This window comes from Nostoc commune NIES-4072 (assembly GCF_003113895.1).
GTDB classification, from domain to species: domain Bacteria; phylum Cyanobacteriota; class Cyanobacteriia; order Cyanobacteriales; family Nostocaceae; genus Nostoc; species Nostoc commune.
Genome location: NZ_BDUD01000001.1, coordinates 6,846,559 through 6,872,582, shown reverse-complemented (window position 1 = coordinate 6,872,582; position 26,024 = coordinate 6,846,559). Strand labels below are relative to the sequence as shown.

Sequence of the window (26,024 nt, the reverse complement as noted above, 5' to 3'; positions counted from 1 at the left end):
TTTAAAAATAAAATTGATATCAATTTATTAGTAGCGATCGCCTGTATCTAAAATGATTTGGCTCTCAAGGGAAGCATTAATACTAAATATCTGGGAATGGAGTTCTTTTATTATAGGTAATTTGCTAGTTAATTACTAATCACTGATTTTTTTGTATGCCCACAAGTTGAATTAGCAGCCAAGCTCCTCCAGAGGATATCAATAACAACGGTGTCAACCAATCACCCCAGCGCACATATAAAGTCTGCGTTTGTCGCCGATAAATTGTTTCAGCATGAGTTTCGTAAGTATTATATCCAGATATCCACAAGGTTTTGCCGTGAGGATCTATAAAGCCTGAATATCCGGTATTAGTTGCCCGTGCTGACCATCTATCAGTTTCAATTGCCCGCATGATATCCTGTGCATGGTGCTGAAATGGCATCGATGCAGTGTAATGAGCATCATTAGAAGAACTGACAATAAATTGTCCACCCGCAGCAGCTTGACGGCGAAATTGCTCAGGAAAAGCAGATTCATAACATATACTAGCGATCGCCCGACCAAAAGGAGTATCAAATATTTGATTTGTCGAACCCGGAACTTGGTGTGCTTCCAAAGGCGACAAGCGTTGAACTATCCCGCCTAAAATTTCTTCAAAGGGAATATATTCTCCCAAGGGTACTAGTTTGGACTTATCGTAGCGGCTGACAATTTCACCCTTACTGTTGAAAGTAAACAAGCTAATTGTATAACTGTCTCCTCGTTCGCCAAAAGCCCCAATCCAAGCAACTACACCTTTTTCTTTCACGGCTGCAACTAAAGCAGTTCCCAGCAAGTTTCGTTGGAAAATAGGTAAGGCTCCTTCTGGGGTGAGGACTGCATCTACACCTTGGTCTGCTAAAGTTAGATATCCATTGGTATAGTTTTCTTGGGCACGACGAAACCCTTCGGAACTTCGTAAAAGTCGGTTCGGGATATTACCCTGAACAATCCCCACTTTCAAGGCTGCTTCTGGTAATTGAGCGATGGGACGGCTATATAAGATAAAACCGATGAGGTGTAAGGTAATTAATAATCCTGTGGCGATAACCCAGTATTTATTAACGAACCGCAGAGGCGCAGAGGAAATCTTAGCGTTTTGGCGGTTCATCCATCCTTCTGCAATTAAACCATTAACAGAAGCGATCGCTGCTGTCACAGTATTAGGCCCAGAGAGTTGCCCCAAATGTAAAATTAAGAGATTGTGCGGACTCTGGGTGTAAGCAAGAGAACTCCACCACAAAGGCCCGGCACTCCATAGACTCTCTAAGCCGCACCAGACGGCTGTACCAATCAGTACACGTAGCCACGGTTTTTGCCCGTTTAGGCGAACCATCACAGCCGCCCAAATACTAACGAATACCCCTCCCAAGACACTGATAAATCCCCAACAAAAGAGCGTGATTGCCAAGCTTGGCAACCAAGGAACGCCCAACCATGTCATCGGATGAATTCCGGTAATCCAGGATAGGGCGACTCCGTGATAACCGATACCCCAGAAGAGAGCAGGGGAAGCAGGGGGAGATTGGTTTTTGCCTTTGGCTGAAGTGACAACTAGCACCCATAAAGGAACTAGGGCAATCCAAGCCAAGAACCATGCGCCGACAGGGGCGACGGTCAGCCCCATTAAAATGCCGCTAGCTAAGGCAATCAAGTAAGCGAGTAAAGAGGTTAACCTCTCCCCCTGCCTCCCCTGCAACGCTAGCTCCCCCTGCTTTTTACTCTGCTTCTTCTGCATCGACAGCATCAGGTGGAACTATTGCCACTCCGGTAATGGCGTCATCTTCGTCTAAACGTTGCACTCTTACCCCAGTTGCCGATCGCGATTGGATAGAAATTGCATTCACCGCTTGACGGATGATAATACCGCGATTGGTGACCATCATGATTTCATCATCATCATTGTTGACAATGCGTAGGGTTGCCAACTTGTCTTTTGTTTTGCGGTTTTTGAACTTGGTTGCCATTAAACCCTGACCAGCACGGTTTTGCAGGCGGAACTGGGCAACTGGTACGCGCTTACCATATCCTCCCATTGTAATTACCAACACCCAAGGGCCAACAATGCCATTGCTAGGCACTTCTGCGGACTCTTCACTAGTTTCGGTAATTTCGATATCTTCTGTTTCGATTGTTTCGATATCTTCAATTTCGGCTTCTGTAACTGTATCCAAAGTTTCAAGAATTGCTGCAGGCAGAATATCCATACCCACAAGTTCATCTTTATTTTTGAGTTTCATGGCTTTCACCCCACGAGTCGCCCTACTTAAAGGACGCAGTTGTTCGTGGTTGCACCGGAAGTGAATCGCCATTCCGTTACGAGAACCAATAATTACACTGTCCTCTACTCTAGCGCGTCGCACCCAGCGCAGCTGGTCGCCTTCTTCTAAGGAAATGGCAATCAAACCATTGGCGCGAATGTGACTAAAGGCTGTCAATTCGGTTTTCTTGATATTGCCGCCCTTAGTGAGCATGACCAAATATTCTTCACTGCTAAACTCGTCAACTGGTACAATCGAGGTGATTTTTTCCTCTTTGGGAATCGGTAGCATCTGGACAATTGGTGTCCCTCGGCTAGTACGCGAACTCGCTGGAATTTGATAAGCTCTCAGACAATAAACAACACCACGCTCACTAAAGAATAAAATACTGTCGTGATCGCAGCAAGTCAAAAAATGCTCAATGGTATCATCATCTTTCACCTTGGCTGCGGCTTTGCCTCTGGTAGCACGGCTTTGCGCTTCAAAGGTATTAACTGGCATCCGTTTGATGTAACCTTGCTCTGTAAGCAAAATTATTGCTTTTTCATTGGCAATAAGGTCGCGGTCATCTAATTCCCCTTCCCCTGGTAAAATCACCGTGCGGCGGGGTGTGGCAAAGCTAGTTTTTAGTTGTGCGACTTCAGTTTCAATGATTTCTAGCACTCTCTCCCGGCGTGCCAAAATATCTTGCAAATCGGTAATTTTCGCTTGTAATTCTTCGTGTTCTAGACGAATTTTGTCTGCTTCTAAGGCAGTCAACCGCCGCAATTGCATTTGCAAAATTGCATCTGCTTGCACTTCCGAAAGTCCGTAAGTTGTGATTAATTCGCCTTTGGCTGTGGGCGCATCGGGAGCATGGCGAATCAAGACAATAATTGGATCTAAATGGGATAGGGCAATTAATAACCCTTGCAGGAGATGGTCGCGTTCCTCGGCTTTCCGCAGTTCGTAGCGGGTGCGTCTGGCAATGGATTCGATCCGGAAATCCAAGAAGACGGTTAAGAACTGCTTGAGGGTGAGTACTTGGGGTTCGCTATTCACCAACGCCAGCATGTTCGCGCCGAAGTTGGCTTGCAGTGGCGTTTGTTTGTAGAGGTTGTTCAAAACGACGCGGGGATAAGCATCACGCTTGAGTTCGATGACAACTCGCATCCCGTCGCGATCGCTTTCATCCCGGATATCTGCGATGCCCTCTAAACGCTTCTCATTCACCATTTCGGCGATTTTTTCAATCAGCGCCGCTTTGTTGGTTTGATAGGGCAATTCGGTGATGATAATTGCTTCTCTATCTGGTCGTCCCCGTTGTTCAACGGTTTCAATGTTAGCCACACCACGCATGGTGATGGAACCGCGCCCGGTGGTGTAAGCTTCTCGAATGGCAGATGTCCCCAAAATTTGCGCCCCAGTCGGAAAGTCTGGGCCGTGGACATACTGCATTAATTCGATATCGGTGATTTCTGGATTGTGGATTACAGCCACCAAAGCATCAATCAATTCGCCCAAATTGTGCGGCGGAATGTTAGTTGCCATTCCCACGGCAATCCCAGAAGAACCGTTGAGCAACAATTGCGGAATCCGCGCCGGCAACACTGTCGGTTCTTGCTGGGAACCGTCGAAGTTATCGGCGAAATCTACGGTTTCATACTCGATGTCGTGGAGTAGACCTGCGCTAGTTAAAGCTTGTAAGCGGCATTCTGTGTACCGCATGGCGGCTGGCGGATCGTTGTCTACCGAACCAAAGTTACCATGTCCGTTAACTAGAGGCGATCGCATGGAAAAATCCTGCGCCATCCGCACCAAGGCATCATATACTGCTGTGTCACCGTGGGGGTGATATTTACCCAACACTTCCCCCACCACACGGGCGCATTTCTTAAAGGGGCGATCGTGGAGCAGACCTAGCTCGTGCATTGCATATAGAATGCGACGATGCACAGGTTTTAGACCATCCCTGGCATCTGGCAACGCCCGACCCACTATCACGCTCATGGCGTATTCCAGATAAGACTGCGACATTTCGGTTCGCAAATCTATCGGGATAATCCTCTCCTGTGAGGTTGTCATAACCTAAAAATCTCCAAAAATCGTAGATTTTAGCTTGTTTACTCAACAAAGCGCAAAATTATTCTAAATTGCTCTTGAATAATTGCCATAATTTGATACAATACTAACATATATTGCTTTTTTTTGCCTGGGTAACTAACTCAAATATCTAGTAAAAAAAGGTATAATAAATTACGGTAAATAGCCTCTTAGCTAGTTAAAGAGAGCAATGGACTAAAAGCTTGCTTAGTGCAAATTTACTTAACTTGAAATATGACAGGGTAAATTTAAGAGAACAATTTAAAATTGGCTTTATAAGCTCTTACTTTTATAACCGTTATTTACCAAAAATTTTGAGGATCTGATGACTTTCCAACAACTAGAAATAGGTGACTACTTTAGGATAGTTCGCATGAGTGACTGTTGTGTATATAGAAAGGCTAACAGTTCACAGTGCAGCCTAAATGCTTTATTACAGCCAATCCGAGCAGAAACAAAAGTTACACCGCTTACTGTTGCAGAGATTACTAACTATTTTGCGCTCAAGCAAGAGTTTCTTCAAAGTCTTAGCAAATAAAGGTTTTACATTTTCCTTTACACTTAAATACACGTTGGCTTTTTGATGAGGCGATGCCTATGGCGGCAAGCTACGCTTCCTGATTGAGTACAATTTCAAACGTTTGTGACAGTTCATCAATTGAAAAAGAGTTTCATAGTTAGTATATCAAGATATTTTCACGTAAAGGAGAGAAAATTTTGGCAGCAGTCCGAGTCCGCCAGCATGTTAATCCACTTGCTAAAAAGTATCAAACACCGGCAAGTCCCCTTGATTGGAAAAAAATTTATGCAAAGCCAAATCAACCGCTACATTTAGATATTGGCTGCGCTAAAGGACTGTTTTTGGTAGATATGGCCAAAATAGAACCCAACTGGAATTTTCTCGGCTTAGAAATTCGGGAACCTCTAGTGGTGGAAGCGAATAAGTTACGTTCTGAGTTAGGTTTCACAAACCTGCACTATTTATTTTGCAATGTGAATAACTCACTGCGATCGCTGTTATCTTCCCTCCCGCCAGGAAGTTTACAACGCGTTACAATTCAATTTCCCGATCCTTGGTTTAAAACTCGCCATGCTAAACGTCGTGTAGTGCAACCGGAACTAGTAGCAGAATTAGCCAATTATCTTGCAGTTGGGGGAGTTGTGTTTTTACAATCAGATATGGAATTTGTTGCTGTAGAAATGCGCGATCGCTTTGCTGCTCACCCAGCTTATCAGAAAGTTGGTACAGGAGAATGGTTAGCTGAAAACCCGCTACCAGTCCCCACAGAACGGGAAATAGGTACGCAAAAAAAGGGTGAACCTGTTTATCGGGCTTTGTTTGTTAGGCGAGAAGTTACCAACGAGGAGTATGACAGAGCGATCGTCTAGCGCATACATACTAAAGGCTTGGCGTTGTAAAGGTTGCGTGATCTAGGCTATTTCCTATCAGTAGACAAAGCTTTCGGGACATAAATATTTTAGCTATTGGTCAAAACTGCTTAAGATATTGTATTTGAATTGTTGGGTTTGCTCTCATAACTAGCCCTTTCAAGGTGTATTTGTTGCTATAAAATTGGGGTGCGATTGCCTTTTTAGTTAAGCTCAGTCCGTCTGAAGAACCATAAATGCATCTTTTTTGACACTATATGTAGTGATTAAAAGGTTGAAATTGTAGATGAAATAACAAATTATGGTAATGGAATAAGGAAATTAAAACTTTAATCTCAAGTGAAACAACCTTGATTGAGGATATCTTTAATGGCTCGTATCCAAATTACTGATCTTAATCCCTCTCAGTCTGAACTATTATTGTGTGAACTTACTGCCGAAGAAATGTTAGAGATTAATGGGGGTGGTTGGTTTAAAAGAATAATAGGTGCAGCATTAATAGTTGTCGGAGCTTTCACAACTCCAGTTGGTATAGGTGCTGCTTTAATTGGAGCAGGTGGAGCCATCATTGCATCTGAGGAGTTCTAACTTTTATCATAGTCTTTTTAGGCAGTAATCTCACTCACTAAACCACTGTCCAATAGTTCTATTATCTAGTTGTTTATTTTTATAAAAATGAACAAATACAGCAGATTGCAAGTTGGTGAGGTACAGATAATTGTAAGAGCATGGCAGTGCCATGCCCCTACCTCCATACCTCATTTACCTGAAATACGCTGTAGATAATAAATTTAGTTAGCGATTGGGCTTAAAAGGGGTTCACGACCGTTTGAAAAGCGGATGAGGCGATTGCTTGTTGGTTATCAAACTTTTCGGCAGCTAAACAATTTAGATATTGTACTAATTATCTAGATTTTTTATTGCAATTGTTGCGAGATATCTTTTATAAGCAACCAACAATTTCGTGCTTATAAAAAATATTATTGTACAAGCTAGTCCAATTACACCCGCCGAAATTTTTCGGACGGCAGCACCTTGTGCTGCTAAAGGTTGTCAGCATTTTGATGGACAAGATTGCCGGGGAGCAATGCGAATTGTAGAAAAGTTACCACCAGTAGCAGAAGAATTACCACCCTGTTCCATACGCCGAGATTGTCGGTGGTGGCAGCAAGAAGGCAAGGCAGCTTGTATGCGTTGTCCCCAAGTTATTACAGATAACTACAATGCATCTGAGCTAGCAGTTCAGGTAGCAACACCGATTTTTGGTTAAGCAAAACTAAGTCTGTAGTTTAATAATTTTAGGAGAAAATCATGTCCATAGAAAATGTTCAAGCTTTTTATGCAAAGCTAGCAAATGATGAAGCTTTTCGTGTTCAAATTCAAGGCGTTAATAGTAAGGAAGAATGTAGCCAAAGAGTCAAAGCTGCTGGCTACGATTTTACCCAAGATGAGTTTGAAGAATATACGGCTCAATTGTTGGAGTCAACTGCTGGTGATGATGAACTCAAGGATTTAAATGAAGAAGAATTAGAAGCCGTTTTTGGTGGGGCTTCATCAATTACCGGGAAGCATAATATAGTAGCACGTCCACTATATGGAGTTATTATTTTGCCACCTATTGATGATTGTCCGCACAAGCCACCTATTGTGCAGCCTCTTTATGGAGTTATTCAACCAGATAATATTGCTTAGTTGACAGTTTATGTTGATGGGGACGGATAGGGATATATTCGTCCTTTTCTTAATAAATTAATTGAGGCTATTCTAATGACTTATCGTCGAATTAGTTATGCAGTTTGGGAAATTACATTAAAGTGTAATCTAGCTTGCCAGCACTGCGGTTCTCGCGCAGGTCATACAAGGGCAAACGAACTTTCTACAGCAGAAGCTCTTGATTTAGTCAAACAAATGGCGGAAGTGGGAATCACTGAAGTAACCATAATTGGTGGTGAAGCATTTCTGCGTCCTGATTGGCTGGAGATTGCCCAAGCAATTACTTCTTCTGGGATGCTTTGCGGTATGACCACTGGAGGTTATGGGATCACTCTCGACACAGCACGCCGGATGAAAGAAGCTGGAATTAGAGTGGTATCTGTCTCAGTTGATGGCTTAGAAGCAACTCACGATCGCCTCCGTGGTAAACAAGGTTCTTGGCAATGGGCCTTTAAGACTATGAGCAATCTCAAGGAAGCAGGTATTCGCTTCGGTTGCAACACTCAAATTAATCGTCTCTCTGCACCAGAATTTCCTCGTATTTACGAGCATCTGCGCGACGCTGGAATTTTCGCTTGGCAAATTCAATTGACTGTACCGATGGGGAATGCAGCAGATAATAGCGAGATTCTGCTGCAACCTTATGAATTACTAGATGTATATCCGATGATTGCTCGTGTTGCTCAACGCGCAAAGCGAGAAGGGGTGCAAGTACAGCCAGGAAATAATATTGGCTATTACGGGCCCTATGAGCGACTGTTGCGAGGAGGAGATGCTTGGTCTTTCTGGCAGGGATGTAGTGCTGGGCTGTCTGCAATAGGCATCGAAGCCGATGGTGCTATCAAAGGTTGTCCCTCACTACCGACCACAGCATACACTGGTGGTAACATCCGCGATTATTCACTGCGGACGATTATTGAAGAAACTGAAGAACTACGGTTTAATCTTGGAGCTGATACTCCCAAAGGAACATCACACTTGTGGGGTTTTTGCAAGACTTGTGAATTTGCTGAACTCTGTCGCGGTGGTTGCAGTTGGACTGCTCACGTTTTCTTTGATAAGAGAGGCAATAATCCTTATTGTCATCATCGCGCCCTGACTCAGGAAAAAGGCGGTATTCGAGAGCGAGTTTTTCTTCAACGTCGGGCGGACGGAAACCCCTTTGATAATGGGGAGTTTGGGCTAATTGAAGAACCGATAAATGCCCCTTGGCCTGAAAATGATCCGCTTCATTTTACTAGCGATCGCATTCAATGGCCAGAAGGTTGGGAAGAAGAATCAAATCTAGCATCATCTTTAGTTAGTTCTAGTAATTAAAAACTGCAAAATACAATTTATATGGATAATATCTCTACTGATATTCCTTCAGAAAATACAACTGTTAGTGACTCTCAAGCAACCGTATTACCTCGTTCACCTTGGAATAGTCAACTAGCTTATTTGAGAGTTATTTTTCGAGCGAAGAAAGCTCTAGACCGCATCGAAAAAGAAGCTGGTGTTTTGAGAAATGAAAACTAGTTAAATTATATCTAAAAATTCCTTAAGCTTGATTACACAATAAAAATGTGAGCGCATATTCTCGAAAACTTGGTTTACTGATTCTAGTAACATCTTCAGGGTAAGCGCATCTAATTTTGTAGCTCTTAATACAGACAAAAAGCTTAAACCTCTATCTGAATATCAGTCTTTCATTCAAAATAGGACAAATTGTCGTAAATGATTGAAAAAACATGGGTCAAATAGCTTTTTATGTTTTTTGACCACATAAAGACGAAAATGTCAATCCCACCCCTTGGCTCAGTGTAGTAATTTGGAACTGATTTGTGCTTTGGCTGAACCCCAAAACCACCGTGTCAATAGGGTTTGAGATGCGCTTACCCTGGTAACATCTTCTAGTAACATCAAATTTTTATTGCTGCTGTAATCAAGCCGCCACCAAAAAATCATTATTTCTTGGTGGCATACAAATAATAAATAGTTCATCCATTCACAGCTTATGACATTTTTATTAAATTCTCATAATGTTTTCGATTATTTAGTTGCACATGGTTTATGTAATCACTCCGACCAACCACCCAGTCAGGTAGAACCAATTGCAGCTAAAAATTTTAATTTATTACTGAGTTGGTCAGGCGATCGCAAGCTTATTGTTAAACAAGAACGACACAATCAGGAAGGGAAAGCTGCTGGTGAATTTTTAAGTGAGTGGCGAATTCAAGAGTTTTTAGAACTATTTCAAAATTGAGATAAAATCTGATTTTTCCATCCATCATCCAGATTACAAACCTTTGGAATTACCATCTGAGGCAATTGAACGTTTTCAGAAGATGCCAATCCAGATGCAACAGAAATATCTGAGTCTACAATTGCGGAGTTTTCTTTACGGTATCTATTACAACGGTTCTATGCAAAGTACGTTGGCATTAGATGGGGAAGGAAATGGTTTGCCCTTAGACTTGGAGAATAATACTGTTTTAGGGGTAGATGTGGGGTTTTATAAGCGATTGCATGAAAGTAATTTTGGAGAAGGCTACTTTGACCCTGGTTGGTCTGTTTTGAGAGAAGAAGGTGATGGCAGTTTAGCCGTAGCTAAAGGCGGTTTGAGACTGCATGTTGAACGGAATAAGCATCTTCAAGCTGTTGAACAAGCGGCTGTAGTAGGTGATTCTGTGGCTATCCAGATGCCGAAGAATCGAGTGCAAAATGGCTTTTACATGGCCGTTGGGAATGCAGGCTTCAGTCGTATTGAAGATGTGAAAATTCAGTCTGTAACTGTACGAATTTATATTAATGTAACTCCTGAAGGTGCTGTGGCAATGATGAGGAGTTTAACACAAGCACTGAATGAGTTAGTAATTCCTTTCAGTTTCAAGGTTTTGTATAACCCCAAGGAATACCAACGCTACGATTCAGGGGTGCTTTACTTTGACAAGAGAGACTATGAAGTTGTTAAGCAAGTTTTAAAAACTGTTTATCAAGAACACCAATTGCATTTTAAGTCAGAAATTCCTTTATTTACCAAACAACTAGCAATAGGGTTGGGGTTGGCAGAAGAACCAGACCAGAAATTTGCTGTTCAAGAAAGCTTTGGGATGAATCGCTGTCAGATTGTGGCAAATGGGTTTCTGGAAGCTTGGTATCAAGGGGATGACTTGCCAGAGGTTAGAATGCAGGCTATCATTGGGCAATTTTCTCGTTTGGGGATTGAGTTGCAGCGCCCTTATGTTAATACCAATTCCGAAGATATTTATTAAACATCTTCGGAAAAGAATAGACTCTCTTGCATAAATCCTAAATGTGTCATTTAAGCGAAATGAAACATATTGTGAGATTCTTCTCTACGAGACGCTACGCGAACACTACACTCCGTTCAGTTCAGAATGACTCATCTATGTTTCATTACATATCTTGATAGGCTTTAATTTTTTCATACAAACTATCAACATTGTCTTGAGCAAATAGCTTTTCTTTTAGTTGTAAATAATCACCTTCGCCTAATTTACAAGCTGCCCAAAATTTCATCACCTTGGATGGCTCTAAATGTGTGAGTAAAACTTGTATTACTTCTTGTAAGTTTTGGTGTTCGTTAATAACTTTAATTGTCATCTTCTATCTCCAAAATAAAATCAGTGGGGTTAATTGCTTTGAGTGTTAAACCTTGACAGCGATTGATTAATCTTTTATCGCAAGTGATAAAATAATCACTTTGAGAAGCTTCGGCACAAGCAACGTGGAGAGCATCAATGGCTTTAATCCCTTGTTGTTCTAGTTTTTTTGCTCTCCCTCTAATATTTTCATCTAGTAATACTCTCAATGTAGCTATTTGTAAGTATCGCTCCATTGACTGTTGGTTTACAGGAAATGGGTTACGGCTATTTTCATATTCTAGAACTGAAGAACTAACCAATTCTATTAATTTGGCTTCGACCATTTGTAAAATTAAGATGACAGCTTGTGTTTCTAGAAATACTTTTGGCTGTGTTTGGTCATCAAAGGGGCGGTTATAAATACTTGTGTCTAAATAAACTTTGGTCATGTCACCGCGTCTAATACTTTCTCGGCTTCTTTAACTAACATCACGATCAGCACTCCGTAACAAATTAACTAAACGTTTTGCCTGGGAGTCTTCATCAATGAGTAGTTTTAGGCTCAAGGGAGACTCCTTATTGTTCGAGGCGGTAACGCTCCTCTTCTGCTTCCAGTTTCAGAAATTCTTGGTGACTTTCGCAATAGTGAATAGCTTCCTCGATCGCAGCAAGAGGAAGGTTCCAATTATCTGCTGCCTCTTCTATTGACATCTGGTTAACAATCATATCCTGCCAAACAGTCGAGGCAAGTAGTTTTCGCCCTTTGATGTAAAGTTGCCGCCGCCAAGGATGAGGGCGTTCCACCAGATATTGCCAGTCGCCTGTTGGGGGAGATTCAAGTTCTGGGATAAGTAGGCGGACTTGCCCTTCTCTTGTGTGCAGAAAAAGTTGAGTACCGGGACGCATGTGGCGCTTGAGAGTAACCATAAGGTCGATGGAACGCAAGATTGTTTCTTTGGTATTAGGAGCAGCGATCGCATCACGTAGCCAGTTGAGCTTTGCTTCTTGTTCTGGAGTAATGTTGAAGTTCTGTCGCTTGTTTTCTACCGTTTCTGGATTAGATGATATCGGTGTGGTCATGTTACCTCATAACGAGGAATCAGCTTGGTAAGTACAACATGAGTATATCAAACTCATGAAATTGACACAATTGAAGTCTAGAGTTTGAATACCAACTTTGTAGAGGCTGTGGAAAGCGATCGCGCAGTTTGCAGCACATTTCACCTGAGTGAGACAGACTGTAGCGGATAGCATGAGGTCTGTTCCTACCGCCAGAATGAAATAGCCCTAAATTTTTATTGTTCAGTCTAAGAGAATTCTTGTGCTAATTTTTTATTGATTTTTCTAATTTGTAGAAATTAAGTAAGCAATAAAGAAGGAAAAAGGTCATAAATAGTTTATATATGTCATCAAATATAGGGTGCTTTATCCAAATAAGTAGGAAGTTTTTGTTTTTGGAAAAATAACGCAGTAAATTTTGTAATAAACAAAGCTATAAGTGCATTATTTATGGCACAATTTTTAGTGATATAAACATTGAAATAATAGACTAAATGACAGATTATTATATTAATGGAATAGAAAAACTAAAAGTCTAATTCCTTCCAACTGAAAAAAGTTTATTTAGGAGTACATTTTAAAATGGCTACAATCACGATTCAAGACATAAATGCTCGGAGCTTTATATCCGAAGTAGATGCTAACGAACTGAATGAAATTCATGGTGGTGGTCCAATCAGAGATTTCCTCCATGATGTTGTTGATGCTGTAAGCGACTTTTTTGGTTGGTGAGGTTTAAGAAAGCTATAATATCTGAGCAACTACTAGCTTATTGACCCTTAAAATCGAGCGGATATATAGATAGTTCTGAAGATAATTATTCAGATTTCTGCTCAATTTTTAAATGTATTGTCGTGATTCAAGTATGACAGGATAACAATTTACTGGAGTTTAGACTAACTGCGGTTAATCTAAACTCCAGAATTTAATTTATGGCTCAAAATCTAGGTTGTTTTGATGCCTTAATCCTAGTTTCTGATAACTTCAACTTGATTATTTTTTTGCTTCAGCCATGCAGAAAAAAAATCTAAGATAATCTTAGAGCGCAGCTTTTTATCCAATTCTGCTTGAATAATTTCCTCCACTAAAATCAGGTGCGCTCCTTTAGAAGTAATAATGGGTTTGAGAAGCTGCGGCGGCTTTGCTGCAAAAACGGCAGCAGAAATCTCCGGCGTCATATCTTGACGACGCACTATCCCCCGATATCCCCCTTTTCGGCGTAACTCTGTATCCTGGATATATTTGTGAGCAACATCATAGAAACTCATCTCATCTTCCCGAATAGCATAGAAAAGTTCCAGCGCCAAGTCTTCATCATCTAAGATAACCTCAAACATCACTACGCTGGTATAATCCAATTGGTTTTCAAAAAAGTATGGTTCAACTTTATCGGCAAATAAATGAGCAGCTAACTTTCTAGAAATGACGGTGTTGTAGACAATTTCTTCAAACTCTTCTAGAGACAGACCATGTTTTCCTAGCCATGCCCAGGTATCATTAGCAGTATTGAGTTTGTTAACTACCCGCAATTGGTCTGCTATTTTCTGAAGTTCCTCAGTCTCTACTTTGATGCTAGCCTCAGCTACGGCAGCTGCAATAATCTTACGGGTAATAATCTCTTCAATTATTTCAGGAATTTTGCTGGATAGCTTGACTTGCTCAAGAATGTCTTCGTTGGTAATAGTAATAGTTTGTGACATAATGTTTCTCCTAAGTAGATAGACGACATTAAAGGTGAAATCACCGCCCCTTCCTAACCCTCTCCTACAAGGAAAGGAAAGAAGAAAAAATTTGTTAGATTCAGAGGGGCTTTTTCTCCCTCTTATCTTGTAGGTAAATCAGCAGGGGGTTAGGTTTAGAAATGCATAAGTACTGCGAAATACCTATAATTTCACCCCACCCTGCTGTAACTGCTTAAACGGATCTAGCAGAAAATCAATAATCCGACGCTGGCGCACAATTACCTCAGCTGTCGCCGTATCTCCAGGACGCAAGGCAATACATTTATTAGCTGAGGGGATACAATTTTGTTTGAGGGCAATTTTCAAGTCATAAGCTGCTACTTTTCCATTAGGTGTTTCCACCTCTATGGTAGTAGGAGAAATCTCTAATAATTCTCCTTCTAGTACACCATAATCTTGAAACGGATAAGCATCAAACTTTAATTTTACTGGCAATCCTCTTCGCAAAGAACCACTCTCATTTGTCGCCATTTGCGCCCGAATTATTAAAGGCGAACCTTGGGGTGCAATTTCCGCAATCATTGCTCCAGGCTGCACTACAGACCCAGCCCGTTGTATTGGTAACTGAAATACTCTACCATTGACGGTGGCTCTTAACTCTCGTTGTCCTAACTGAAATTTTAACGAAACAATCTGACTCTTACTTTGAGCGATTTCTGCCTGAAGTGTAGTAAGTTCTGTCTCCAAATTCTTCTGTTGTTCATCTATTTTTAGCAAAGCCAGCTTGCTGGAACGAGTCAATGTCTGATAACTCCTTTCCTGTTCTTTCAGTCGCAACTGCGCCTGCTCAATATCTGCATTTGCTTGCCGAATAGTCCGCTCATAACTACTCTGTTGTTCTACCAAACGTAGTTTAGCTTGCTGAATATCTGACTTATTTTGTTCGTATAACTGTTGCTTGTCTTTAGCTATATCTTGCTTCTCCACAACATTAATTTCTGGAACAATCCCTGACTGCCAAAGACTGCGATAGCGTTCAACTTCTCGCTGGGTACTCGCTAAACTACTATCTACTAACTTATTAGCCGTTTGATTATGCTCAAGAGTTTGCCGCGCCTGATTAACTTGAGCTAATTTTTCGTCTTTTTGTAAATCATAGGAATTCCTCAGAGCATTCATATTCTGTCGCGCTTGGTCAATTTGAGCCTGCTTTTCTAACTGTTGAGATTGATTTTGTTGCTGTTGTGTTGTCAAAGATACAACTAACTGACTTTTAGATGAATTTAACTGAGAAAGTCGATTTAATTGTCCTTCTAACTTCTCCTGTGCCTGCCGCAATTCTGCCTTAACTAATTCCGATTCCAACACTAATAAAGTCTGCCCAAGTTTAACAGAATCACCCTCTTTTACCCGAATTTCGGCAACAGTACCTGCCACAGCAGCATCCAACCTAACCGTTTTTCCTTTTGGCTCAAGTCGCCCTCTTGCTGTACCAGTTTCATCCACCTTAGATAGCATCGCCCAAGGTAAAATTATCGACACAAAGATTACCAAAAAATACAGCAATCCCCTTGTCCAAACTTGGGGCAAGCTATCAAGTAAATCCTTGGTTGCGTAAGCCCAATCATCAGTTGATATGGCTGGTGTTTGCTCTCTGAAAATTTCCTTGCCCTGTTCTACCTCATAGATTTGGGTTTGAACTTTTCCATTTAATGTGTTTGGCATGATTTTTCCTGATATCAATTTTGGATTTTGGGAGTGAGGACAATACGGTTCAGTTAATATGTTTGGCTTTCGGAGATCCCCCCAACCCCCCTTAAAAAGGGGGGCTTTGTATTCTTATTACCCCGTTTTTAAGGGGGTCGCCGCAGGCAGGGGGATCAAGTCTTATCCGAACCGTATTAGGAATGGGGAGACAAAAAAGATTCCTGCTTGTCTTCTTTTTTCACCCCGCAACATCCAACTGCTGATGATTGAGATAAAAATAATGTCCCCGCTTGGCCATTAACTCTTGGTGAGTCCCACTCTCAATCAATACGCCGCGATCTAGCACCAAAATCAAATCTGCATTTCGGACAGTTGAAAGGCGATGGGCTATTACTAAGGTGGTTCTGCCTTTGAGAATTGTGTTTAAATTCGTCTGAATAATCCTTTCTGACTCTGCATCTAGATGGGAAGTCGCTTCATCCAAAACCAATAGCTTAGGATTGCCTAATAATGCTTTTGCGATCGCAATTCTTTGTCGCTGTCCTCCAGACAACATCCCCCCTCCTTCACCAATCTGGGTTTCATAACCCATAGGTAACTTTTTAATAAACTCATCAGCACCCGCCAATCGCGCCGCCTCAATAATCTCTGCCAAAGTGGCTCCAGGATGGGCCAAACTAATATTTTCCCGAATCGTTCCGCCAAACAAAAAGGTGTCTTGATCAACTACCCCAACTTGTTCGCGTAGAGAACGCAACGAAAGACTGGTAATATCGTGACCATCAATCAACACTTTGCCATCTGTAGCCGGATATAATCCCAAAACCAGCTTAGAAATGGTGGTTTTACCCGAACCACTCCGTCCCACCAGGGCAACCATTTGCCCACTGTGTATTTCAAAACTGAGATTTTCTAAAACATTGATATCGCTTTCAGGGTGATAGCGAAATGTCACGTTGTCAAAGCGAATGTTACCTTGAATGGGTGGTAAAGATTGCCGCGCCTGATGCTGCAAATCCTCTTCTGGTTCTGCATCTAACACATCATTAATTCGTTCCACCGCAATCACTACTTCTTGCAATTGATTCCACAAAACTGTTAATCGTTGGAAGGGTCTAATAATATTTCCTAGCAACATATTAAATGCTACCAATTGCCCAATAGTTAACTCGTTGTGAATTACTTGGTATGCCCCGAACCACAGCAATACAGTAGTTACTACTGCTTCAATTGTGTTGCTGAATATTTGCAGACGATTGCTAATAATTTGCCCAGAAAAGTTAGTTTTTACTTCTTTACTTAATAACTCCTCCCAATGCCAACGCACTGTCTGTTCCACTGCTGTGGATTTAACTGTTCGCACACCAGAAAGGGCTTCAATCAGATAGCTGCTTTCCTTAGCAACAGCATTAAAGATTTCCCTAGAAATCTTTTGTAAAAAAGGTGTGGCAATCAATGCCAGTAGGAAAAAAGGCGGTACAACCACCAACACCAGCAACGCCATTTTCCAACTGTACCAAAACATCAATCCTAAATAGATAAAGACAGTGACTAGATCCAGCAGGATAGACAACGCCTCACCGGAGAGGAAGCGTTGAATTTTACGGTTTTCCTGTACACGAGAGATAATATCCCCTACATAACGCGACTCAAAGTAACTCAAGGGTAGCCGCAGGGTATGGCGAATAAATCCGACAATCAGTGCTAAATCGAGCTTATTCGCCGTGTGGTCTAACAGATATTGCCGCAACCCCGTCATTGCCACACGGAATAAACTAAAAATCAGTAACCCTAAACCCACCGCCGTTAAGGTTAGTTCCGAACGCTGCACCACTACGCGGTCTAAAATTAACTGGGTAAATAAGGGGGTAACAAGTCCAAAAATCTGGATAAATAAGGAAGCGACAAACACTTCCAGCATCACTAAAGAGTGAGGTTTCATCAACTCAAAGAATTGCCAAAAAGGAGTAGAAGTCTCTTTGGTATCCTTGAGCATGGCTGTCGGTTGCAGCAGCAGTGTGTAACCAGTCCACTTGGCTTTAAATTCGGCGTGGCTGAGGCTGCATTGCCCGATCGCGGGGTCGGCTACAATGACGTGTTTGGGTGTAATTTCGTAGACAACAATGTAATGTTTGCCTTCCCAGTGGGCGATCGCAGGCAATTTTTGCTTCGCCAATTGGTTAAGACTCGCTTTCACAGGTCGCGTCGTAAACCCAATACTTTCAGCCGCCGCCGATAACCCCCGCAGTGATGAACCATTACGGTCAACATTGGCGATATCCCGCAGGCGATTGACACTAAAATTTTTCCCCCAATAGCGAGACACCATCACTAAACAAGCTGCACCGCAATCCGATCCACTCTGTTGAGCAAAAAACGGATAGCGCCGAATCACACGCTGTAATAAATGCCCTACTCGCTGCGTGGAGTTGGGAAAATAGGCTTTGCTAATCTTTTTCTCGCGTGGCTTTACTGCTGGCGTTGACAAAATCTTCGTTTCATGCAGCCGTTTTAAGTCAGATGGGAGTACTGGGGTATTATCTGAGTCCCCCTGTTGGGGATTACGCGATCGCGCCTTAGCCCACAAATGCTCCCGAATTTGGGGATATTTAGCCATCAATGGCCATAGCACTTCACCCGGAACAAAGCATAATTGTAAGTTGACTGAAGCCCTTGCAGTGTAAGGTCTAAAGTCAACCTCCTTCAACAAGGTAAATTCTCCAAATGAGTCACCTGCCTCTACAGTGGCGATTAACTCATCGGCGCTATCTAACAACCTGACCTTACCAGCGATCGCAATATAGATTCCTGGTTGAGCATCAGTTCCTTGCCAGAACTTGCCGACTTTCGGGTTGATAAATTTAACTTGTTGAAGACATTGTTGAAATTCCTCTGTCGAAAGAGAATAACCCAGAGTATTGTTGAACTGTTCTAGAGAAACCAGTTGAGCGGATATATCTTGCGCCATAAATGTCTGAATCGTTTGCTAATTTTGCGAAGTTCATAGACAAAAATTCGGAATCATCTGGAATAGCTGCCGATTTCAGGTCACTAATGAAGATTTTGGAACTCTTAGCCTGCTCATTGTTGTTTGCTTCAGAATTGCTGGGTTTTGGTAGTGTCGATAATCCCATCTGTTTGAGCAGTCGCTTGATATGGCGATCGCTCACCTCAATCCCAAATTCTTTCGCTAAATGTTTCCCTAGCCAGTTTGTTGTCCACCGCCGAAAAGCATAGCCATGCTCGCGGGGACTACTTTTAATCAGTTCTTTTAAACGTTCTAAATACTCCTCATTTACTGCTTTCGGGCGACCAATGGGGCAATCTTGCCATTGGTGCGCCATCCCTGTCCGGGCTATGTGCATCCAATGCCTTGCTGTTGCTGGGCAACACCCCAAAATTTGACAAATTTCTGTTTGAGATTTTCCCTCATCTGCCAACAACATGATTTCAATACGTTGTCGGTAAGATTCAGGTAAACTTTTTTCTAAACTTACTAGCAGTAATTTACGCTGAAATGATGTTAAGTACTTACCATTAGCTACTTGTATATATTTTGTTTCAATTTTCGTATTCCAGTCAAACATATACGTATTATTAACTAGATTTATGGACACACGAATATCTTATGAAAGATTCATAATTTGACAATTATCTCTAAATTAAGTAAAAACATTGCAAAAAATAATTTTTCTCGCAACTGTAGTACTTATCACCCCTTAGTTTTAGTTTTATGCAAAAAATAATTTAGCTAAGTGATATTTCTGACAATTTTTGTTGAATATTGCTTTTGTAGATATAGATTCGGCTACAAATCCAATTTATAAATTCCGAAAATAGTCGCTCAATTTTAGTAAAATTTTTGTAAAGATAAATTTCTGGTGAGCAGAGAAAAAAAGTTAGGACTTACGCAAAAATTGCTAAAAAGCTTAATTTCTCGAACCGCCAAGACGCCAAGAGCGCCGAGAATTCGTAGAGTGTGCGTAAGTCCTAAAAGTGATAACGGAATCGCCGTTACCACGGGTAAAAATTGCTTTAAGGAACTCATAAGTTCATTACAACAATTGTTGCAATGATTTAAGCCTTTCTTATATATGGAAGAGTAATTGTTGCAAAGTATTGAGCAATTGCAGCAACTGATTATACATTTGCAAGAAATACTTAAGCCTTTCTTATATATGGAAAAGCATTTGTTGCAAAGTATTAAGCAATTGCAGCAACTGATTATACATTTGCAAGAAATACTTAAGCCTTTCTTATATATGGAAAAGCATTTGTTGCAAACGTTTAAATTTTCACAGATAAAATAGAGTGCATTACGGCTTTAACCCAACGCATCGTGCTATCTAGTGATGCGTTAGACGCTCATTTCAACAAAATCCTTATCCTCTGCAAACGCAAGCTTAGGCTACTTGAATTATTGCTGCGTAAGGGCACAATATATTGCGCCCCAAGAATGAACTGCATTCCCCAGATATGAAAATTGCTTTAAACTTCTAGTAAAGGAAGAGTGACGGTAAAGGTTGTACCTACTCCAACTTGACTATTGACTACAATCTCGCCTCCCTGTGCATCGACACATTTTTTGGCGATCGCTAGTCCTAAGCCAGTGCCAGGAATGGTTCCAACATTGTCCGCACGTTGGAAAGGTTGAAACAGTCGCTTTTGGTTTTCTTGAGGAATGCCAATTCCCCAATCTTGAACTCGGAAAATTACCGCTTTTTCCTGACCAATTAGTTCAAAACGCACTATGCCGCCCGGTAGTGAATACTTAATCGCATTGCTAAGTAAATTGCCCAAAATGTGCCGCAGTAAGCTTTCATCCCATAGTGCTTCGTCTAACTGCCCAAAACTGGCGAATACCAAAGTCAGATGCTTCTCATTTGCGAGCAATCGAACTTCTTCAATCATTTGGCGGCAAAAAGCTTCTAAATCTAAGCAGATGAGGTCATGCCCCAGTCTACCGGAATCAGCTTTGCCGATGAATGTAACTTCATCCAATAGCTGCGCCATGTTTTTGATCGCCGAGCGAATCATTTGTAAATGATTCAGTTTTTTCTCTTTGGTCAATCTTTCATCTTGGTTTTGTAGTAATCCAGCAGCCAAGAGAATAGTATTTAGGGGATTGCGGATGTCATGGGAGAGCATCGAGACAAATTCAGATTTGAACTGGTTAAGTTCATTGGCTTTCACCAGTTCCGCAGTTCGTTCTTCAACCCGGGTTTGTAATGTTTCATTGACTGTGCGTAATGATTCTAAAACCTGCTTACGCTCGATCGCATAACGCAAAGAGCGAACCAAAACATCTACATTTACCTGGCGCTTGACTAGATAATCTTGGGCCCCCTGTCGCACTGCTTCAATTGCCAGTTCTTCATCATTTGTATTTGTTAGAACAACAATTGGTATGCTTGGCGCTTGACCAATCAGAGGAGGTAGAGATGACAATCCTTGACTGTCAGGTAAAGTTAAATCTAATAAAATCACATCATAATTACATTTACTTAGTTCCTGAAGTGCTTCCCCCAATCGCGTCACATGAACCAGAGTGAACTCTTGAGACTGGGCTTGCGTCAAAAACTCTTGTAACAACCTAGCAGAAGCTAGATTATCCTCAATTAACAAGATTTTTACTGAGTAGCTCACAACCATAATCTTCGGGTTTCACCCCCTATTGCTCCTCGATCTTGTCATTAGTCATTTGTCATTTGTCATTGGGCATTGGGCATTGGGCATTGGGCATTGGGCATTGGGCATTGGGCATTGGGCATTGGGCATTGGGCATTAATCAATAATTCTTCTTCCCCTGCTTCCCCTGCTCCCCCTGCTCCCTCATCTCCTCCTGCCCCCTGCCTCACTCCGATGGTAGTGTCACAGTAGAGAGCCAAAAATCTTCAATACTCTTGACGATTTGAAATAATTGGTTGAGGTTGCGAGATTTAGTGATATAGCAATTCACATGTAAATCGTAGCTGTGAAAAATGTCATCCTCATTTTTTGAGGTTGTTAGCACAACAACTGGAATACGCTTTAGTAGTGGGTCGGCTTTTATTTCCGCCAGCACTTCTCGACCATCTTTTTTAGGCAAGTTCAAATCCAGCAGAATGAGGTCAGGGCGTGCTGCATCAGCATATTCACCTTCTTGGCGTAAATAAGCCATAGCATCTATACCATCCCTGACCGTTACCACTTGGTAGGGAACTGAACTATTTTTCAACGCTTCTTGGATTAAGCGAATGTCAGCTTTATTGTCCTCGACCAAAAAGATGGTTTTGTGTCTTTCTCCCGTTTCTACGCTCAAGTTCGCGTCCTCCAACTGGAATCGTAAAGTAGAAGGTTGCGCCTTCACCTAGTTCTGACTCTACCCAGATCCGCCCCCGGTGACATTCGACAATCTTCTTACAGATCGCTAAACCCATACCTGTACCAGTATATTCATCCCGCGTGTGTAAGCGCTGAAAAATTACGAAAATGCGATCGCTAAATTTTGGATCAATACCAATTCCATTATCCCGAACTGAGAATAGCCATGCATCTTCTATTCTTTCTGCTCCCACATGGATTTGTGGCGGCTGGTCACTGTGGAACTTGATGGCGTTACCGATGAGGTTTTGGAATAGCTGCATGAGTTGGGTGCTGTCAGCCATGACTACTGGTAAGGGATCGTGGGTGATAGTAGCCCCAGTTTCATTAATGCGTTGACGCAAATTGCCCAACCCCCGCATTAAGGATGTCTCTACATCGTTCATTTGAAATGCGATCGCTTGCATATCTACTTTCGAGTATGCTAGTACGTCATCAATCAACGTCTGCATCAGGCTAACTCCCTGCACAGCGTAGCTAATAAACTCCTGAGCATCTTCGTCAAGTTCTTCGCTATAGCGCATCTCTAACAGTTGGACGTAATTCACAACTTGATTGAGTGGTTCTTGCAAGTCATGGGAGGCGACGTAGGCAAACTTTTTCAATTCGGCGTTAGAACGTTCTAAATCCTGCGCTAACTGGGCTAGTTCATCGGCTTGACGTAGCACAATGTTAACAATTGCTTTCCGCAGTTCCAATGCTGCTTTAACTTCTACATCTTTCCAAGGTAAAGATGTTAAGCGAACTGTTTCTTTCCACAGTTCAAATGATTTGCGTGGACACAGACGGACATTTCCTTCTGACTGGTTAACTTCAAACGCCTTATTAGGATCGCCACCCCAATTTACAGTTTGAATTACTTCCGGTCGGAACCACAAAACATAATTCCGCTTGGCGATAGGAATCGCTAACAAACCACTGGCGACATTTTTAAAACTTTCGGCATCTGGATAAATCTGTGGTAAAGAATCTGTACAAAATACTTCTTCCTCAACATTATTCTTGAGCCATTGAACTAAAAAATTCAGGTCTTCTTCTCTAGGTGTCTCACCAACTACTGTACAATTTCCCCCAAAACACACGGCTGCACCTTGAGCGCTACCCAAATCTAAAAGATGCTGCGGGTTTTTAACCAAACCATCTATGAAGTTTTCTTCTTGAGACATGTATTCAATCAAGATTGATTGAAGGTGTGTCAAATTTATTCGGTGATAGTAGTCTTCTGTCTCTTCTCTAGCTGAGATTTCTGCAAATATTACTCGCCCCAAAAATTCGCAGGCTTTACGCAATTCGTAGGAAACATATTTCGGGGATTGATGGTGACAAGCAATTAGTCCCCAGAGTTTTTGATCTTTAATTAAAGAGATAGTCAGCGAAGCACCAACACCCATATTATGCAAGTACTCCGTATGACAGGAAGCAGCACTTCTGAGAATGGAGTTGGTTAAATTAATAGGGCGATCGCTAATTGGATTATTTACAGGAAAAAGTTTTACTGGTTGAGAATAAGCATCTGGGATGATTCTAATCGAATTGGCAGCAAATAATTTTCTCGCTGGTTTGGGAATATCTGACTCTGGGTAATGCAGCCCTAAATAAGGTTCTAGGCTTTCTAGTTTTTCTTCAGCGACAACGGAACCATGCCCATCATCATCGAATTTATATAACATTACCCTGTCAAATTCCGTTATTTTCCGAACTTCTTGAACGATAACTTGACAAAAGTCACGGAGATTTGCTGTTTTTTCTAGTTGATTTATAGAGGCTCTAGCTAGATGATAAAAGCTTAAAAACGGAATATTTTCTTGAGTAAGAGCAGGTTCTAACTCTAGGATTAAAAATCCTTCAGTATTGCGGTGAAATATTGCATCAAATACTACGTATTCATCACCTTTTTTTCGCACCCAAACTTTGGTGGGATTGATGAAATCAAGATTTTCTCCGGATAACCCTGTTTTAATTCTCTCTATTTGAAAGGGGTCTAGTAAATCTTCTAGTTTTTTGTGCAACATATTTTCGGGAGCAATTCCGAAAATCTTTAATGTATTAGTGCTAACTTGTAATATTTTTAGCTCAGGCTCCTCTAAGACTAACAGGACACCATGAGGTTGAATTTGGCTAGAAATATGAATCGGTGCTTCTTTCAAGCTAATTAAATTAATACCTGGGAATTGTAAGTTTATTTCCATGACGATCCTCCTCTGTTGTCTGGGAGCATCAAAACTAGAGTATCTATAATAACGAATAATGATGAATGTAAAAAATTTTATAATTTTTCATTCATCACTTTTACTTAGTATCTAATTTTCCATGCCCTGGTGTTGCGTTTTGCAGCATTAGTCTCATCTGCTTGCGCTTTAAAAGTCTAACAGCCGTTAAAGTTACATAGCGATAAGAAATATGAAAACGATGTGATTAAACAATTCTGTATATGTGTAGCTATATTAAGTTTAGAAATAAGTTAGGAGTTAGGAGTTAGGAGTTATTATTCATCCAATGCCCAATGCCCCATGCCCAATGCCCCATGCCCAATGCCCCATGCCCAATGCCCCTATAATCAAATCCAAGAGTTAAACCACATTCGCAGCTTATAATCGTGAGGTGAGAGGGGTAAACCCAGATAAATCGGCATCCAGAAAATAAAAGCAGCCAGAATGATAAAAGTAATGGTGACACCTAGCGCCCGGAGTTGTTGATAATAACTGCGAAGACACTGATCGACAAACCAAGCGATCGCTAAAAATATAAACACCACCGCACACATATAGTGATATATAAAAACGCACCTTGTCACTTCCACCCAAGGTAATAAGTTAGCAGCATAATTTATAACTAAATACAAGGCAATCCAAGTATCAACGCTAAGAGTTTCAGGTACTGAAAAACGCTTTTCTTTCACCCAAAGACTTATGGGTTGTGACACCAGCATCCCTACTAAAAACAACATAGCAGCAAGACCAAACCACCACAAAAATGGATTGCCCATTGCATGGACATCATAAATAACTTGTCCAGCACCGGCAGGCAAAGGCGGGCCCATCACAGGTAAGGGTTCGGTAATACTTTCAGCTGTTTGATAATAATATGCCATTGGTCGAGTCATCAACGGCCATTTGTACCAGGGAGCACAATAAGGATGCACGTTAGGATTATTGCCACCTAGCTGTAAATGAAACTTCAAAATTTGCTGATGTACTGCAATAAATCCATAAGTTTTATCTAGTTGAAGGTGAGGAATCCAGATGATGCTGTAAATCAAAGCTGGGATAATTCCTAAATAAAACAGCATCTGAAAAATATTTAGCTGAGTTAGGTTTTGTAGTGGTGTCTGAGACGAGGGAGAATAAGTACTAACCCCTGCCTCCCCTGCTTCCCCTGCTCCTCTACTCTCCCCGCCTCCTGCCTCTTTCAATGAAGAAGATGCAAAAAAGAGTTTGGAGTTCAGAAAAGAATGTATCAAATGGATTATCCAAGCTGCTATCCAAATGAGATAAACACCTGAGAGGAACCATAAACCGTTCCATTTAGTACCGACTGAAGCACCAAAAGCAATGCCAGCAAAAACTAACCAAAAACGTCGTCGATTTTGATTATCTAATGCTAATAATAAAAACCAGTGCCCTAATAAACCAAAGATGACGATATAAATATTACTTAAAGCATAGCGAGACTCAACTAGAAAGATGCCATCACAAGCTGTGAAGAAACCTGCAAGCAGAGCAAAGCTACGACGATAACTCAATTGATAAGCGATCGCAGTTACAACTAAAGGGATAAATGAGCCAGTAAGAGCATTAAACCACCGATAAGTCCAAGGCGATCGCAATGATCCTGTCAATCCATTTACCGTATCGTGCCAAAAAGGAATGTGACTGCCAATCCAAATGCCGATGCCGATCATATATTGACTTAGCGGCGGATGAGCATTAAAAAATGGCGTATGCGTAAGATAATTATTACCAAATTTGGCAAAATAAACTTCATCAAATACCAGAGTGTTGAATCGCTCCAGCCCCCAAAACCTTAAGGCAAGTGAAAGAAGAAATACACTCACCATCCCAATTCGGAACCACTTTTTTGTCATTTGTTATTTGTTATTTGTCATTGGGCATTGGGCATGGGGCATTGGGCATGGGGCATTGGGCATTGGGCATTGGGCA

General features: G+C 41.5%; 23 protein-coding genes. 9 read left to right on the top strand and 14 right to left on the bottom strand.

Annotated elements, in window-relative coordinates:
- Positions 1–139 precede the first annotated feature (139 nt).
- Positions 140–1,759, bottom strand: a complete 1,620-nt coding sequence (gene lnt, locus CDC33_RS30785) for an apolipoprotein N-acyltransferase (protein ID WP_109012157.1) — start codon at positions 1,757–1,759, stop codon at positions 140–142.
- Entirely contained in the window at positions 1,740–4,346 is a 2,607-nt protein-coding gene (gene gyrA / locus CDC33_RS30780; protein ID WP_109012156.1) for a DNA topoisomerase (ATP-hydrolyzing) subunit A, read from the bottom strand. Before gyrA ends, lnt begins: the two co-directional genes overlap by 20 nt.
- 735 nt (positions 4,347–5,081) lie before the next feature.
- Here gyrA and trmB point away from each other — a divergent pair.
- From trmB to CDC33_RS30730, 8 genes are all read left to right on the top strand, one after another.
- Positions 5,082–5,753, top strand: coding sequence for a tRNA (guanosine(46)-N7)-methyltransferase TrmB (gene trmB / locus CDC33_RS30770; protein ID WP_109012154.1), 672 nt, complete (start codon positions 5,082–5,084; stop codon positions 5,751–5,753).
- A 369-nt stretch (positions 5,754–6,122) separates the two neighbouring features.
- Positions 6,123–6,341, top strand: a complete 219-nt coding sequence (locus tag CDC33_RS30765; protein ID WP_109012153.1) for a hypothetical protein — start codon at positions 6,123–6,125, stop codon at positions 6,339–6,341.
- Between the two features lie 376 nt (positions 6,342–6,717).
- Positions 6,718–7,023, top strand: a complete 306-nt coding sequence (locus tag CDC33_RS30760) for a hypothetical protein (protein ID WP_109012152.1) — start codon at positions 6,718–6,720, stop codon at positions 7,021–7,023.
- 41 nt (positions 7,024–7,064) lie between these two features.
- Positions 7,065–7,445 carry a Nif11-like leader peptide family natural product precursor gene (locus tag CDC33_RS30755; RefSeq protein WP_109012151.1) on the top strand — a complete coding sequence of 127 codons (381 nt, stop codon included), beginning with the start codon at positions 7,065–7,067 and terminating at the stop codon, positions 7,443–7,445.
- Positions 7,446–7,520: 75 nt separating this feature from the next.
- Complete coding sequence (locus tag CDC33_RS30750; protein ID WP_109012150.1) at positions 7,521–8,783, top strand: nif11-class peptide radical SAM maturase 3; 1,263 nt, start codon at positions 7,521–7,523, stop codon at positions 8,781–8,783.
- A gap of 21 nt (positions 8,784–8,804) precedes the next feature.
- Positions 8,805–8,984 carry a hypothetical protein gene (locus CDC33_RS30745; protein ID WP_109012149.1) on the top strand — a complete coding sequence of 60 codons (180 nt, stop codon included), beginning with the start codon at positions 8,805–8,807 and terminating at the stop codon, positions 8,982–8,984.
- 478 nt (positions 8,985–9,462) lie between these two features.
- On the top strand, positions 9,463–9,711 hold the full coding sequence (locus CDC33_RS30735) for a hypothetical protein (protein WP_219930078.1): 249 nt from the start codon (positions 9,463–9,465) through the stop codon (positions 9,709–9,711).
- Complete coding sequence (locus tag CDC33_RS30730) at positions 9,707–10,720, top strand: T3SS effector HopA1 family protein (RefSeq protein ID WP_244919439.1); 1,014 nt, start codon at positions 9,707–9,709, stop codon at positions 10,718–10,720. The genes CDC33_RS30735 and CDC33_RS30730 overlap by 5 nt, the downstream gene beginning before the upstream one ends.
- Positions 10,721–10,865: 145 nt before the next feature.
- Here CDC33_RS30730 and CDC33_RS30725 read toward each other — a convergent pair whose 3' ends face one another.
- The 3 genes from CDC33_RS30725 to CDC33_RS40725 form a co-directional block, all read right to left on the bottom strand.
- Positions 10,866–11,072 carry a hypothetical protein gene (locus CDC33_RS30725; protein ID WP_109012147.1) on the bottom strand — a complete coding sequence of 69 codons (207 nt, stop codon included), beginning with the start codon at positions 11,070–11,072 and terminating at the stop codon, positions 10,866–10,868.
- Entirely contained in the window at positions 11,062–11,502 is a 441-nt protein-coding gene (locus CDC33_RS30720) for a PIN domain-containing protein (RefSeq protein WP_109012146.1), read from the bottom strand. The genes CDC33_RS30725 and CDC33_RS30720 overlap by 11 nt, the downstream gene beginning before the upstream one ends.
- Positions 11,503–11,629: 127 nt before the next feature.
- Entirely contained in the window at positions 11,630–12,133 is a 504-nt protein-coding gene (locus CDC33_RS40725; RefSeq protein WP_244919383.1) for a hypothetical protein, read from the bottom strand.
- A 561-nt stretch (positions 12,134–12,694) separates the two neighbouring features.
- Here CDC33_RS40725 and CDC33_RS39275 point away from each other — a divergent pair.
- Positions 12,695–12,844, top strand: a complete 150-nt coding sequence (locus CDC33_RS39275; RefSeq protein ID WP_181374185.1) for a hypothetical protein — start codon at positions 12,695–12,697, stop codon at positions 12,842–12,844.
- 236 nt (positions 12,845–13,080) lie between these two features.
- Here CDC33_RS39275 and CDC33_RS30710 read toward each other — a convergent pair whose 3' ends face one another.
- From CDC33_RS30710 to CDC33_RS30670, 9 genes are all read right to left on the bottom strand, one after another.
- Positions 13,081–13,812 (bottom strand): peptidylprolyl isomerase, encoded by a 732-nt coding sequence (locus CDC33_RS30710; protein WP_109012145.1) that lies wholly within the window; start codon positions 13,810–13,812, stop codon positions 13,081–13,083.
- Between the two features lie 183 nt (positions 13,813–13,995).
- Complete coding sequence (locus tag CDC33_RS30705; protein ID WP_181374184.1) at positions 13,996–15,519, bottom strand: beta-barrel domain-containing protein; 1,524 nt, start codon at positions 15,517–15,519, stop codon at positions 13,996–13,998.
- Between the two features lie 220 nt (positions 15,520–15,739).
- The gene (locus CDC33_RS30700) at positions 15,740–18,469 is read right to left on the bottom strand and encodes a peptidase domain-containing ABC transporter (protein WP_181374183.1); all 2,730 of its coding nucleotides are present in this window, start codon (positions 18,467–18,469) and stop codon (positions 15,740–15,742) included.
- The gene (locus tag CDC33_RS30695) at positions 18,363–19,088 is read right to left on the bottom strand and encodes a helix-turn-helix domain-containing protein (RefSeq protein WP_109012144.1); all 726 of its coding nucleotides are present in this window, start codon (positions 19,086–19,088) and stop codon (positions 18,363–18,365) included. Before CDC33_RS30695 ends, CDC33_RS30700 begins: the two co-directional genes overlap by 107 nt.
- A gap of 901 nt (positions 19,089–19,989) precedes the next feature.
- Positions 19,990–21,153, bottom strand: coding sequence for a hybrid sensor histidine kinase/response regulator (locus CDC33_RS30685; RefSeq protein WP_109012142.1), 1,164 nt, complete (start codon positions 21,151–21,153; stop codon positions 19,990–19,992).
- A gap of 59 nt (positions 21,154–21,212) precedes the next feature.
- Entirely contained in the window at positions 21,213–21,359 is a 147-nt protein-coding gene (locus CDC33_RS39270) for a histidine kinase (RefSeq protein WP_181374182.1), read from the bottom strand.
- Positions 21,356–21,802: a response regulator gene (locus CDC33_RS30680; RefSeq protein ID WP_109012141.1), complete on the bottom strand. Its 447-nt coding sequence runs from the start codon at positions 21,800–21,802 to the stop codon at positions 21,356–21,358. The genes CDC33_RS39270 and CDC33_RS30680 overlap by 4 nt, the downstream gene beginning before the upstream one ends.
- A complete protein-coding gene (locus CDC33_RS30675; protein ID WP_109012140.1) occupies positions 21,747–24,053 on the bottom strand; it encodes a sensor histidine kinase in 2,307 nt (768 codons plus the stop codon). The genes CDC33_RS30680 and CDC33_RS30675 overlap by 56 nt, the downstream gene beginning before the upstream one ends.
- Before the next feature lie 368 nt (positions 24,054–24,421).
- The gene (locus CDC33_RS30670; protein ID WP_109012139.1) at positions 24,422–25,948 is read right to left on the bottom strand and encodes a dolichyl-phosphate-mannose--protein mannosyltransferase; all 1,527 of its coding nucleotides are present in this window, start codon (positions 25,946–25,948) and stop codon (positions 24,422–24,424) included.
- Between the last annotated feature and the right edge of the window lie 76 nt (positions 25,949–26,024).